10 protein-coding genes and 1 pseudogene are annotated in these 14,579 nt (G+C 33.3%); 7 read left to right on the top strand and 4 right to left on the bottom strand.

Going from position 1 to position 14,579, the window contains the following annotated elements:
* Positions 1–12: 12 nt before the first annotated feature.
* The 5 genes from sufD (at position 13) to JNUCC83_RS04670 (ending at position 5,226) form a co-directional block, all read left to right on the top strand.
* Positions 13–1,302 carry a Fe-S cluster assembly protein SufD gene (gene sufD, locus JNUCC83_RS04690; RefSeq protein WP_454461061.1) on the top strand — a complete coding sequence of 430 codons (1,290 nt, stop codon included), beginning with the start codon at positions 13–15 and terminating at the stop codon, positions 1,300–1,302.
* Positions 1,303–2,535: a cysteine desulfurase gene (locus tag JNUCC83_RS04685; RefSeq protein WP_454461060.1), complete on the top strand. Its 1,233-nt coding sequence runs from the start codon at positions 1,303–1,305 to the stop codon at positions 2,533–2,535.
* Positions 2,522–2,995: a Fe-S cluster assembly sulfur transfer protein SufU gene (gene sufU, locus JNUCC83_RS04680; protein ID WP_454461059.1), complete on the top strand. Its 474-nt coding sequence runs from the start codon at positions 2,522–2,524 to the stop codon at positions 2,993–2,995. Before JNUCC83_RS04685 ends, sufU begins: the two co-directional genes overlap by 14 nt.
* A 14-nt stretch (positions 2,996–3,009) precedes the next feature.
* Positions 3,010–4,404, top strand: a complete 1,395-nt coding sequence (sufB, locus tag JNUCC83_RS04675) for a Fe-S cluster assembly protein SufB (RefSeq protein WP_454461058.1) — start codon at positions 3,010–3,012, stop codon at positions 4,402–4,404.
* A gap of 195 nt (positions 4,405–4,599) precedes the next feature.
* A complete protein-coding gene (locus JNUCC83_RS04670; protein WP_454461057.1) occupies positions 4,600–5,226 on the top strand; it encodes an IS256 family transposase in 627 nt (208 codons plus the stop codon).
* Between the two features lie 164 nt (positions 5,227–5,390).
* Here JNUCC83_RS04670 and JNUCC83_RS04665 read toward each other — a convergent pair.
* Positions 5,391–6,075, bottom strand: a pseudogene (locus JNUCC83_RS04665) (IS30 family transposase).
* A gap of 321 nt (positions 6,076–6,396) precedes the next feature.
* Here JNUCC83_RS04665 and JNUCC83_RS04660 point away from each other — a divergent pair.
* The gene (locus JNUCC83_RS04660) at positions 6,397–7,947 is read left to right on the top strand and encodes a hypothetical protein (RefSeq protein WP_454461056.1); all 1,551 of its coding nucleotides are present in this window, start codon (positions 6,397–6,399) and stop codon (positions 7,945–7,947) included.
* A 60-nt stretch (positions 7,948–8,007) separates the two neighbouring features.
* Positions 8,008–11,664, top strand: coding sequence for a YobI family P-loop NTPase (locus JNUCC83_RS04655; RefSeq protein ID WP_454461055.1), 3,657 nt, complete (start codon positions 8,008–8,010; stop codon positions 11,662–11,664).
* Between the two features lie 282 nt (positions 11,665–11,946).
* Here the strand turns inward: JNUCC83_RS04655 and tnpC are convergent, their stop codons facing one another.
* From tnpC to JNUCC83_RS04640, 3 genes are all read right to left on the bottom strand, one after another.
* Entirely contained in the window at positions 11,947–13,449 is a 1,503-nt protein-coding gene (tnpC, locus tag JNUCC83_RS04650) for an IS66 family transposase (RefSeq protein ID WP_454461054.1), read from the bottom strand.
* A gap of 105 nt (positions 13,450–13,554) precedes the next feature.
* A complete protein-coding gene (gene tnpB / locus JNUCC83_RS04645; protein ID WP_454459704.1) occupies positions 13,555–13,911 on the bottom strand; it encodes an IS66 family insertion sequence element accessory protein TnpB in 357 nt (118 codons plus the stop codon).
* A complete protein-coding gene (locus JNUCC83_RS04640) occupies positions 13,901–14,107 on the bottom strand; it encodes a hypothetical protein (protein WP_454461053.1) in 207 nt (68 codons plus the stop codon). Before JNUCC83_RS04640 ends, tnpB begins: the two co-directional genes overlap by 11 nt.
* Positions 14,108–14,579: the final 472 nt, after the last annotated feature.

Here is a 14,579-nt window from a genome sequence, read left to right as displayed (position 1 = left end):
GAGACAAGATAAATGAAATCTGCAAATGTAACTGATTATCTTGACGACGTGACATTATTTTCAGCTAGTCAGGAAGAACCACAATGGATGTTAGAACGTCGTAAAGAGGCTTTAAATAAAATCGATGACTTAGAATTACCAGCGATCGAACGAGTAAAATACCATCGTTGGCCTTTAATGAATGTCGGTGAATTAAACAATGAAGTGATTAATGAGGAAATTTTGCCTTCTTTTACAGAACTAGAAGATAATCCATTAATCATTCAAGGTCGCACGACAACTTATTTTGAACAAATGCCAGTCGAATTAGCTGAACAAGGCGTGATTTTTACTGATATTTTTACAGCCATGAAAGAGCACAGCCACTTAGTTGAAAAATATTTCATGACAAAAGCTGTACCAAGTGATGAAGATAAATTAACGGCGTTCCATACAGCCTTTTTAAACGGTGGGGTATTCTTATACGTACCTAAAAATGTGGTCGTAAAAGACGCATTTGAATCATTGTTTTATCACCAACTAAACGACAGTAGTGCCATGGTGAAACATGTACTTATCGTCGCTGATGACAACAGTGAGTTAACATACTTGGAAAGATTCCAATCAGTTGGTGAAACAGCTGAAAAGTTAGCAGCGAATATCGTGGTTGAAGTGATTGCTAGACCAGGAGCAAAAGTAAAATTTGCTGCTATTGACCGTCTAGGCAAAGAAGTCAACACATACTTAAATCGTCGTGGCTACATTATGCGTGATGCGAGTGTCGACTGGGCGTTAGGGTTAATGAGTGACGGTAATGTTGTCGCTGATTTTGACTCAGAACTTGTGGGTGAAGGCTCTCATGCGGAAGTGAAAGTTGTCGCGATTGCAACAGGTCGTCAAATTCAAGGAATCGACACACGTGTGACAAATAGAGCGTCACATTCAATTGGTCACATCTTACAACATGGTGTGATTCGTGAGAAAAGCACGTTAACCTTTAACGGAATTGGTCACATCATCAAAGGAGCAAAAGGCGCAGACGCACAACAAGAAAGTCGTGTGTTAATGTTATCTGATAAAGCTCGTGGTGACGCGAACCCGATTTTATTAATTGATGAATTTGAAGTAACAGCAGGACACGCAGCAAGTGCTGGTCGTCTTGACCCAGAAGAATTATATTATTTAATGAGTAGAGGACTTCCTCAAAAAGAAGCAGAAAGATTGGTAACACGTGGATTCTTAGGGTCTGTGATTACGTCAATCCCTGTTAAATCTGTTCAAGAGGAGTTTGTTCAAGTAATTGATAGAAAGCTGGCTGATTAAATGACTGTATCTAAACGCAAACAAGATTTTCCAATTCTTTTTCAACAAGTAAATGATGAGCCACTTGTCTATTTAGACAACGCTGCGTCAACACATGTGCCAACGCCTGTTATTAATGACTTGGTTACGTATATGCAAACCAGTCATGCAAATGTACATCGTGGGGTGCATACACTGGCAGAACGTGCGACAAGTCAATATGAAGCAGCACGAGAAACGGTGCGAGCATTTATTGATGCGAGTAGTGTGAAAGAAGTGTTGTTTACACGCGGGACGACAACTGGATTAAACTGGGTGGCACGGTCACTTGGTGAGTTAGTTGTTGAAGCTGGTGACAAAATTGTGATTAGTCGCATGGAACATCACTCAAATATTGTGCCGTGGCAAGAGTTAGCCAAACGCAAACAAGCTGAACTCATCTATATTGATTTGACTGAAGACGGTGAGTTGGATATGGCTGATGCGAAAGAAAAAATCGTATCCGGTGTGAAAATTGTGTCGATTGCCCATGCATCGAATGTCTTAGGTGTGGTCAATCCTGTCAAAGACTTAGCAAAATTAGCTCATGAAGTCGGTGCTGTGATGGTTGTTGACGGTGCGCAATCAACCCCTCATATGACAGTATCTGTGCAAGAGTTGGATTGCGATTTTTATGCCTTTAGTGGTCATAAAATGTGTGCACCAACTGGTATTGGCGTGTTATATGGTAAACAAACTTGGCTTGAAAAAATGTCACCCATCGAGTTTGGTGGTGAGATGATTGATTTTGTCTATGATGATTACAGCACGTGGGCAGAGTTGCCGTATAAGTTTGAAGCCGGCACACCGAATATTTCTGGTGCAATAGCATTAGCAAGTGCGATAAAGTATTTGGAAGAGATTGGTTTAGATACGATTACAAAGCATGAACAAGAATTAGTCGAGTATGTGTTGCCAAAATTACTAGCGATTGATGGGTTTGAGTTATATGGGCCAAGAGATGCGAGTAAACATACTGGTGTGATTGCCTTTAACATTAAAGGTGTGCATCCGCATGATTTGGCAACCGCACTAGACATGCAAGGCGTGGCGATTCGAGCGGGACATCATTGTGCTCAGCCATTACTTCGCTATTTGGCTATTCATTCAACAGCAAGAGCAAGTTTTTATTTTTACAATACAAAAGAAGATGCCGATTCATTAGTCGAATCAATCATCGCAGCAAAGGAGTTTTTCTCAAATGGCTTTATCTAGATTAGATAATCTTTATCGACAAGTGATTTTAGATCATACCAATCATCCTCACAACAAAGGGATATTGGATCAAGCAACGAGTCAAATTGAGTTGAATAACCCAACCTGTGGGGATGTGATTCAATTACAACTGGTGATCAAAGATGGGGTAATTGATGATATCGCCTTTGACGGACATGGCTGTTCAATCAGTATGGCAAGTGCCAGTATGATGACAGACGCGGTAAAAGGAAAAACGGAAAAAGAAGCCATTGAAATCATTGCGGACTTTTTAGAGTTGGTGCAAGGTGAGAACATTGGCGAGAAGAAAAAAGTCTTGAAAGATGCTCAGATGTTAGGTGGCGTGGCAAAATTTCCTGCTAGGATAAAATGTGCGACGTTAGCGTGGAAAGCATTAGAGCGAGGGATTATTGAAGAAAATCAAACGGTTGTAACCGAAGAACTACATAGTGAAGAATAAGGAGTGTGACCCAAGTGAGTGAGGTACCACAATTAGAAGAGTATAAATTTGGTTTTCACGACGATGTGCAACCGATCTATACAACAGGTGAAGGATTAACGGAAGACATTGTCCGTGCCATTTCGGCTAAAAAAGAAGAACCAGAATGGATGTTAGAGTTTCGTTTGAAATCACTGGAAGCATTCCACAAGATGCCAATGCAAACATGGGGACCAGATTTATCCGACATGGACTTTGATAGGATTAATTATTATCAAAAACCAAGTGATAAACCAGCCCGTGATTGGGATGAAGTGCCAGATAAAATCAAAGAAACCTTTGAACGCATTGGGATCCCAGAAGCAGAACGAAAATACCTAGCTGGAGCAAGTGCGCAGTATGAATCAGAAGTGGTGTATCATAACATGAAAGAAGAATTCCAAAAATTGGGAATCGTCTTTACTGATACTGATACCGCATTGAAAGAGTACCCAGATTTATTTAAACAATATTTTGCCTCTTTAGTGCCACCAACTGATAATAAATTAGCGGCATTAAACTCAGCAGTATGGTCTGGTGGAACATTTATCTATGTACCAAAAGGCGTGCGAGTAGATGTGCCATTACAAACTTACTTCCGTATTAACGCTGAAAATACTGGACAGTTTGAGCGTACGTTGATCATTGTTGATGAAGGCGCAAGCGTGCATTACGTTGAAGGATGTACCGCACCAACTTATTCAAGCAATAGTTTGCATGCGGCGATTGTGGAAATCTTTACCTTAAAAGATGCGTATTGCCGTTACACAACTATCCAAAACTGGTCTGACAACGTGTACAACTTAGTAACAAAACGTGCTCGTGCAGATCAAGGTGCGACAGTGGAATGGATTGATGGAAACTTAGGGGCTAAAACAACAATGAAATACCCAAGTGTTTACCTTGAAGGAGAAGGCGCGCGTGGAACCATGTTATCTGTTGCGTTTGCTGGAGCCAATCAAATTCAAGATACTGGAGCAAAAATGATTCACAACGCACCAAACACATCAAGCTCGATTGTTTCTAAATCAATCGCCAAAGATGGCGGAGAAGTGAATTATCGTGGACAAGTTACCTTCTCTAAACAAAGTGAAGGATCAATTTCACATATTGAGTGTGATACGATTATTATGGATGAGTTATCAAAAAGTGATACGATTCCATTTAACGAAATCCACAATAGTCATGTGGCATTGGAGCATGAAGCCAAAGTATCAAAAATCTCTGAAGAACAACTTTACTACTTGATGAGCCGTGGCCTGTCAGAAGAAGAAGCGACAGAGATGATTGTGATGGGATTTGTGGAACCATTTACGAAGGAATTGCCAATGGAATATGCCGTTGAATTAAATAGACTGATTTCATATGAGATGGAAGGGTCTGTGGGATAGATTAATAATAAGTGCTAGGAACATTGATATAACGGTGTTCCTAGCCTTTTTATTTTGTCTGAAAAGTGTGGGGTCTGTGAAAAGGTCTGTATTTTTGAGAGTGTAATATAAACTGTGTAAGTAACCTACCATCCTAGGTAGTGGGTTGCTTCGCGGTTTTTCTTTTTTTACAATAGATTAAAGGAGTGAGAAGCTGTGGCAAAAAAGAAAAGAGACCAAAAATCAGCGAAGTTAGCTCAATCAATTATTGACATCTATCAACCAGAATCGGTTGAAGATATTCTATTTATTTCAATGGACGGCGTATCAGGACTTGAAAATGGTGCTAAAGCTATTTTCCCAGGCGTTGTGGTTCAACGTTGTTTAGTTCATTTAGTTAGAAATGCCCTTCGCTATGTACCAAGTAAGAGTTATAAAGAAGTTTGTAAGGATATGAAGTCTTTTTACAGCGCTTCTTCTTTAAAAGCTGCTCAAACAGCTTTTGATACCTTTCAAACAAAGTGGGCTATTTATCCAGGAGCTGTTGATGTTTGGAAAAGAAATTTTCAACATGTTGAACAACTATTTGATTATGGATCAGCTATTCGAAAAATAATGTACACAACAAATGCTGTAGAGAGTGTTCATTCAAGTTTCCGTAAGGTAACTAAAAAAGGCGCTTTCCCTAATGAGAATGCCCTTCTTAAGCTGCTATATCTTCGAGTAAAAGAACTTCAAAGTAAATGGGAAGGTGGACACGTTCACAATTGGGCTATGGTGCTTAATCAATTAACTGTTAATGATTCTTTTTCAAAACGAGTTGAAAAATATAATCGGTACTAATCAAAATAGGTTGGATATATATAATTTGACAACGAGTCTCTCGTCCTGTGAATTTTTATCGGGACAAGAGCTTTATTAAAAATGCCCTCTTATCCTCGAAGATTATCACAGGACGACTCATTGTCAAATTGTCGTTCTATTATTATTTAAAATTACTTACACACTTAACTTGACAAACCCGATTTTCTCGGAATCTTATTTCTTTTTGATGCAATTGATTGAATAAAAGATTCATCAACGCTGTTGAAATCCATATGTTTCAGTAATCCATCTTTACGTAATAATCCATTAGAATTTTCGTTTAAACCTCGTTGTGACGGTGTCCCTGGATCAGCAAAATAGATATCAATATCATTCAAGTTACTAACTGATTTCCAGTTAGAAAACTCTTTTCCACAATCAAATGTGATGGATAGTTCGTTTAAAGGCTTGTTTTCCTCTTTTTTCTTTATGACCATTTGATTTTCTTTTTCCCTTCATAGGTAACGATGACACGTCAAATGTTCCCTGTTTAAATAATCTATAAAGAGTTCTAACAGAGCATGAAATAGGAAACTCCGCACGACCAATAATGACATCTGGAGTCCACCCTTGAACCACTTTCTTTTGAATATATTCTGTTTCATCATCAGGTAAAGAAATAGGACGTCTACCACACTTCTTTTTATTGTTTTTATATCTTTTATAGTAATCTAGTGCAGATAACCCGTCATCAAAAGCTTTGTAAACATTATAAATAGTCTGTTTTGATCGTTTTAATAACTTAGCAACAATTATTCCTTTTTTATGTATATGATAATAAGATTCTATTAAAACGAGTTCATCTGTAGTAAGATGTGTATAGGTCATTTGTGAGCACTCTCCTTGTTTTCTTTTGTCGGAATTACAATTTGAGTGTATCACAAATGATTTTTCATTTGTCTAGCTTAATTTTACAATCGGCGTAGTAAAAAAGAGATAAAGCCATCTAGCAAGGATAGTAGTATTCGTTTATAATTGAAACTATGTGTGTAAAATCACTATGATGGAGTGGAAGCATGATTACATCTGAAGAAATAATTAATTTGAGATGCTCTATCATAATTTTGAAGAATAACCATTATCTTGAATATTTAGTGATTTTTGTTAAGCTTAGAGTATAAATATAAATAAAAGGGAAGTATTTTACTAATGAGAAAATCTATTAAAGAGCGTATAACAGAGTGCGAAACTATTGAAAATCTTTTACAAATATCTAAAATATATTATTTGAACATTCCGATAGACAAAAGATCAATAATTTTCAATCAACTTATTTTTCAAAAAAAGATGAACTCTGAAGATGTGTATCTTTCATTAAAATTAACAACTAATCTAGCTTTGCTGTTCATGGCGTATTCTTTCAAAAAAAAGAAGTTTACATTTTTTTTGCATAATAAGGGGCTTAGCGATGAAATCTTGGTGTTTAGAATGTTTGTTATGAAGTTTCATGAATTATATATTAACCAACAAACACAGCAGATGTTAGATTCTGATGGGAAGTTTTTTTCTACGTTTTTAAATTTTCATTTTCATTATCCATCAATATCAGCTGGTGATTACCTGGAAATGTTCTCTATTTTTGAAGAATTATCAAAAAAAATATATGGTTTTTCAATCTACGATATCAGTAAACTATTATTATTTTTCACTTCGGACACTAGACAGAATTCTAATGGAGAAATAGTAGATTTAACTAACGATTGGGTAGATAGAGAACAGATGAATAATATTTTTAGTGGCAACCCGCCTATTGAAATTCTTTCAGGTTTATTTATTGATAGTTCAGAAATAAATCCGGATAAAGTTTACCCAACAGATATTCCTAAGATTTTTAAAGGAAAAATTGGAATAGCATTTGAAAACGGTTATTTTATACCTCAAAGCCAATTCATTTTTGAAAATATATTGAGACATTTAATAGAAAATGAAAAGTCAAATAATGTCAAGGGAGATATTTTGGAAGATCACTTAGAAGAGATTTTGGCAGATTTTTTCGGAGAAGAGTCTGTCTTCAAAAAATATTTTGATGATCAAGGAAATGAACAGGATATTTTTGTTAGATGTGGAGACATAGTTTTAGCTGTTGAATGTAAAGCACAAGATTTCAAGGAAGTATATAGAAATAAAGAGAAGGCTGTTAATAGGTTAAATAGACATTTTAATAAAATAATAAAACATGCTTGTAAGCAATGTGACCGAGTAAAAAAAAATATTGTTAACAATAAATCGGTTATTTATTATGATTCAGAAGATAAGAAATCAAGGAAGAAAAAAATAGATATACCTGATACTTCCAAAATTAGAGTTCTCAAGGTGGTAGTAACTCTAGATGATTATTTAAACCTATCAGAGTCACCTCAAGAATTTTTAGATACAGAATATAAAGACACATGGATAGTCAATATTTTTAATCTAAAGAGAATACTTTGGATATCCCAAAAGGAACAATTTATAGAATATATTCAGTATAGAACATCTTTAATTGAGACGATTTCATCACTAAATGCTGATGAATTGGAACAATATGGCTATTTTATAAGTCCTAATTTTAGATTTTATCCCCAAAATGATATTGGAATAAGTATAAGTCTCAGGAGTGGTTTTTCAAAAGTTTTTGATTTGTATGATGATTATTCTAATAACAAAGAGATAAAAAAGCTAGACAATTATTTACATAATTTAATAAGTAAAAATTTATAGGTAAAGCCAAACAGAAAATATGCTTCTCATAGAGGATAAAAACTAAAAAGGAGTGAGAAAATGCAATTTTTTTCATTGAAACCTAAAGAGAAAAAGGCAGACATAAAAAATTATAACACATACAAAAAAGCGTTAGATTTTTGTTTTAAAGATGAGAATGGAATTAATAATATTGGTGTTATCGGAGACTATGGCACTGGAAAGAGTACAATAATTGGAACATATGTAGAAAATGAAATTAAAAAAAACGAGTATGACATTATCAATGTCTCACTACTTACTCTAGAGGATGATGTAACAGATAGTTTAGTTCTTTTGAAAAATATAATTAAACAGATTGTCCAAAATCCAAAAAAAGACTTAGAATATAATATCCTGAAGTTTAATGGTTTACATTTGAACTTGAAAACATTCGGAGCTATTTTAGGATTTCTTTTTTCTATACTGGTTGTTTTTTTTACAAATAGGGATTTAATCTCTCAAATACCATTTTTAAAGAACATACTTTTGTTGGGCATTCCAATTGAACTTTTTAGGATACTAAAATATTTTAGCTTGATTGTAATTTCCGTTCTTTTTGTAATGTATTTATACCCTAGACTATTATCAGGTTTTAAAGTGAATAAATTCAATATTGCTTCGACAATAGATGCAGAACTAGCAAAATCTACAGAAATCATAGCAAGTGAAGAGTTTGATTATTTAGAGTATTTGATATATTTGTTAAAAAGAGAAAAAAAGAATTTATTATTGATCATTGAAGATATTGATAGGTATGAGAATCTAAAAATATTTCAGCAGCTGCGTGAAGTAAATAATTTGCTCAATGGAAATGATGAAGAAAATTCATATAAGTTTATCTATGCTGTAGGAAACAGTCTATTCTCTGAGTACTCTAGGAACGATGAAGTAAACATTAGAAAAGTATATCAATCGGATTTTAAAAGTAGAGTAACTAAATTTTTTGATTTTGTAGTAAACGTTACCCCAGTAATGGACAATCAAAATAGTTACGAATTTATAAAAAATCATTTCCCACATATTCTTGATGGCAACAACATGGTGGATGAAGATTTATTTATGATTTCTCAGTATATAAACTCACCTCGTATCTTAATTGATGTTGTCAATGACTATCAGATTATGAAAGATATGCACCATGAAAAAGAAGGTTTTCAAGATTTAAAGCTGTTTTATTATGCCATTCTTAAAAGTAGATTCTACAATTTTTATGATTTGATTCATGAGATATTTTCAGATTTAGAGTCTATAGCGAGGCTATATGATATAAATGAAGAGTATGAGTTGCTTGAAAACAATCGAAAAGATGAATTTATTTCACGTGTATTACTGTATATAAATACACAAAAAAACAATATGAACATTTCTGTTCAAGCAATTTTAAATGTCTGGAATATGATTAAGGATGAACCTAACTATACTGCCGTCAAGGATAATAATTCAGATAGAATTATATACAATAGTCACTACTCTAACAATCTATATTTGTATGAAATATTAGATTATTTATCTGAGCTTCAAATGGAATATCTTTTCTCTGCGAAGGAATATAGGAAACAAAGAGGAAGTAAATCCCCATCAACCTACAAAAGTGTTTCAGAAATTATTTCTTCATACTATCAGGAGAATAATAATCTCATTTTAAGAATTATCAAAGATGTTGAAAATGATAGAGTATCGAATCCTAATAGACCAAACTTCTCAATCAAAGAATTCTTGGATATTGATTATATTCAACTGGGGATACGTGAAGGTATATTAGATGCAAATGACTATAATATGTATATCTCCAGTAATTACCTTGAAGTTAACGATGCAATGTTTATTAAAAGTTTTAACCTATACGATGCTCAAACGAATTTTTTTACTTTAGTACTTTATGATTTTAATACGATACTCTCAAAAATGAAGTTAGAAAAAATTGTTGAGTCTAATGGTTTGAACGTGTTTATTCTTGAATGGATATATACTAAAGACTTGCTTTCTGATAAAACCACTCAGTTAAAAATAAATGCAGTTAATCATCCAATCTTTTTGCAAACTTTTTTGGATTTTAATTTCGAAAATGGAATGGATAAACTCGATTTTATTTTAAAAAATGTTACTGAATTAAATAATAAGAAAGCCTTACTAAAATTAATAAATTGGCTGAACGATAATTTTGAAAGCATTAATAATATTACTATTGAAGGTATATTAAAACAAATTTCAATAAAAAATACTGTTCCTCTTACAGGTACTGAATTCAAAGAATTTTTTTACCTAGTATTGATAGAGCAAAGCATAGCTAATTTGTCGACACCATTAACGCTTAGCTATATATTAAATAAAGTTAAAATAGGGTATAGAAGTTTACTCAATCCTATTCTAAAGAAATATGAAGGGTTAATTTTTAGAAATGAAAATTTTGATAATCGTGAATGGCTAACTACTCTCAACAATGATATTGGCAGCTTCATTCCAATTTTTGATGATGAAAGTTCTGATATAGTAAAAAGAGCTTATAAGTTGGTTGATGAGATTAAAGTGAAAGAACTTTCAACTATCAATGATTCAGATTTCTTAATGTTTATTTATGAACATAACTATTATGAATTTTCATACGAAAACATTACATTTATTCGTCGAAAACTTGAGTCAAAATCTATAAAGAAATATGAAGTATATATAGAATACCTCATACAAAATAGTATTAAACTAAGAGAATTTATCAAAGGAAATGGAGAGCTCCTAAATCTATCAAACAAATGGGATGAGGATTTTTTGTTTAAATGGCTTAGAAGCTGTGATGAGGGAGAATTTGAAAATGTTATTCAATTTATTATTTCATTTAATCCAGTTATTTTCCCGTCATTAGAAGATTTGGAATTAAGTTTTGATAAAGTCAATAGGATTTCCAAGCATGTTAAATTATACGAACATTCATATAAAAATATTCTTTTTGTTTATGAATCGCTTATCGAAGAAGGTGAGACACAATTTGAGCTGATTGATAGTATTTTAGGAAATGAAGAGTTTGATTTTGAACTATTGTACAAAGATCAAAACTTATTTAACCAGAATGAAGAACTTGAATCAAAAATTTACATTGGAATTCTCAAAAATGATGCAATTCAAATCGAAATGTTTGAAAGATATATTGTACTGTATGATGATCGGTTAGAAAGCATTGAGCATATTACCTCAAAAGAAAAACTTGTTATCTTGTTTAAACATGATAAAGTTGAGTACTCTTTCGACAATATTTTATTATGCGATTCGGAAGTACTTTTATATCTATTTGAAGAAAAGAAAAATGAAGTTTATTCTGAGATGCTAGGTTGGAATACTGATGAAGTCATTAAAATACTGAAAAAGATTGATAATGTTGAGAAGCAGAGAGAAGGTATCTCATTATTATTAAATGATAGTAGAGCAGGAAAAGATTATTCAATAGATTTAATAGTTAATTACTTGAAAGCTTTAGATATTCCAATCACAGTCAGTAAATTTGAAAATGAAGTTAGCAGGATGTTGAATGAGTTGAGATTCAATAAGAAAGAAGCCGAAAAAATTGTATCTCTAATTGCCAATCGTAAGGGACAAAGAACCCTTTCAGTGGACTTTTTGGCTATAGTAAAATTACTAAATGAAAAAAAGCTTATTGAATATGAAATTAATTCTGATAAAGTTATAATCAAGTATAAAATGCAATAAAGTATAATTTTAAAATTCTGCCAAAAATTTGCACGCCCATGCTATTTTGATTTAACTCCGTATCTAACTACGATTGAACTTTTGTTCTTTGATTGAGGCTGACCCAAAAGTAAGTTTTTAAATGAAAATCACTAAATTAACAAAACAGAAATCCCATGAAATCAGTGTTTTAGTAAACTGATTTCATGGGATTTTTCTATTTTAAGACGTAAGCGGGAAGTAATAGAGTATATGCCAAATAGGGATTCGCTGTGTCATGCTATGACAAGTGGATCCCTATTTCTATCGACAATTAAGTTGTACTTGATCTGACCATGGTAAATAAGCTTCCAGTATGTCAGAGTCTGATATATCTTCGATATTTGGAAGTTGTTTAAACAGATACTGTAAATATTTAGTTGGAACCAAGCCGTTGGCTTTAGCTGTTTCAACGATACTGTATGCAACACCATTAGCTACTGCTCCGCTCTCGCTAGCTGAAAATAGCCAGTTCTTCCTCCCTATAGTCATAGGTCGAATACTTCGCTCTGCTAAATTATTGGATAGCGCACAACGACCGTCCCTCATAAAAGCCATCAAACCTTCTTTCATGTTAAGAGCGTAGTTAACTGCTTTGCCTAGTTTTGATCCAGGTAAAGTGACAAAAGAGTCAATCCATTGCCAAAAGTCATCAATAATTGGTTGGCTTTTAGCTAGTCGTAATTGATATTTTTCTGCATCATTTAATTCTCTTATCTCTTTTTCAATCTGAAAGAGCTTGTCGCAGTAAGCAGCGCCTTGCTTAGCGGGAGTCTCTTTTGAAGATGAATCTTTTGCTTCAAAAAATTTTCTTCTCACATGAGCCCAACAATTCACAAGTACCACATTATCTACAGATCTATAAGCATTATAGCCATCACAATGAAGATAGCCTGAAAAATCATGTAGAAAATTTTTGGCCACGCTACTTTTACGACTAAGTTCATGATGATACAAGATAATAGGGTGTTCAGTTTGTTCAATCGTTCGAAATAGCCAAAAGTACGATTTTTGTTTATCGCTAGATAAAACATTGTAATGAGTTTCATCTGCATGAATGAATTTCTCTTTTACAAGTTGTCTCTTTAACTCATTCCAAATGGGAGTCAACCACTTCTCACAAGAGGTAATGAACCAATTAGCCTGTGTTCGACGTGGAACACGTAATTCGTAGGCTTCCCATTCTTTTTCTTGACGATAAAAAGGTAAACTCATTTCAATTTTTTGATGAATCAATTGGGCTAATACAGACGGAGAAGCTAAACTATATGTTATCGGTTGTTTAGGTACGCTTGCTTTCTTTATCGTATCAACACCATCTTTTTTACAAGTGGGACACTCATAAGCGTGTTGATAGTAAACTTCTTTATACATCTTTGCAGGAACAAAAACGACTTCTTCTCTTATTTTAGTTTTACCTATGTGCTTTAAAGAGGTACAACACCAATCACAGGTACACTCGTGACCCTGAAGGTCACAATGTATCTCTTTTATGGGTAAATCCTTTGTTAGTTCAGCTTTATAACCTTTTTTCTTTTTTCGTTTATACTTAATTTCCTCAAAGACGGTTTTTTCTTCAGTTGTCTCTGCTAGATTAAAAGACGAGTCATCATCAAATAAATCTATTTGATTTTTATCATCCGTATTTCTCTCAGACGAACGACCAAATAGTTTTTTCATTAGGAATTCATTTTGCTCTCTTAATAGTGACAATTCATTAGATAATGCTTCAACTTGTTTTAAAAGTTTTTCTTCTAACTCAGACAAAGAAATCACCTCAAATCATTATATTCTCTTAGTTTCTTTCATTGTACATTTTTTAAAACAAATAAGCATCTAAAATGACAGATTTTTATCATTTTAGATACTTATTTAGCTGAGGTAACCTGGAATAGCTGGAGCTATCTTTTTGCTTTGATCAATTTGTAAACCTTCTAACAACCAACGAAGTTGTTGTTTAGTTAATAATCTTAGTTCAGATTCTTTTCTGGGCCATTGCAGTTTACCATTTTCAAAACGTTTATAGAGTAATATAAAACCATCACCATCCCAATATAAAGCTTTAAAGCGATTGAGACTATTTCCGCAAAATAAAAAGAGTGAATCAGAATAGACATCTAAATCAAATTGATTTAAAACAATAGAAGCTAATCCATCTATACCACGTCTCATATCTGTTTTTCCACAAACCACATAAATATTCTTTACAGTTGAATAATTAATTAGCATGAGAGTTCAACACTCCTAGTGCAGCATTTAAAATATAATTATTACAACCATTGTAGATGGTGATATCCATCTGATCTCGTTTGACCCTAATCGTAACCTTTGGTTTAGTAACGTTGGTAGTTGATTGCGGTCCATCATTTTTTTGTTTAAACTTTGAATCAAATGTAACTGGAACAATATCTTGTTTTTCTGGCATTGAAAATACCTCCAATCTTTCTTAAGTAATTTAAGAATAACCGAAGGTATACTTTTATCATAGATACCCTATTACTTCCCGCTTACAGAATAAAAATTTATCTGTGGGCAGATACTGAAGGAATGATAAAAGAGTAAGTGAATAGATTTATGCAATCTTATAAGTCTATTTTAAATCTAGTGAAAACAAAAAATCACCACTAAACTAGTGATGAAGGTAACTAATGCTTATCAATGGAGCAGGGCGCATACATTTCATTATGCCTAGTTGGGCAATTCGGACCCAAGCCACTGCATTTATGTGTTCATTATATAATTGGTTAGTTTTAAAATCAATTAACCAAGAGGGGAAGCTCAACACAATTTTGCGTTATGACTAAGGGGAGTGTTGCTTTATGAACTCTTAATTTTTTTGCGTTGGGTAAAATTGTCTGTTGTATTGTTAGGTATTCTTAATAATGAGGGGGCTGCAC

The sequence above is a fragment of the Vagococcus sp. JNUCC 83 genome, assembly GCF_053667615.1.
This window is presented reverse-complemented; position numbering and strand designations above follow the sequence as displayed.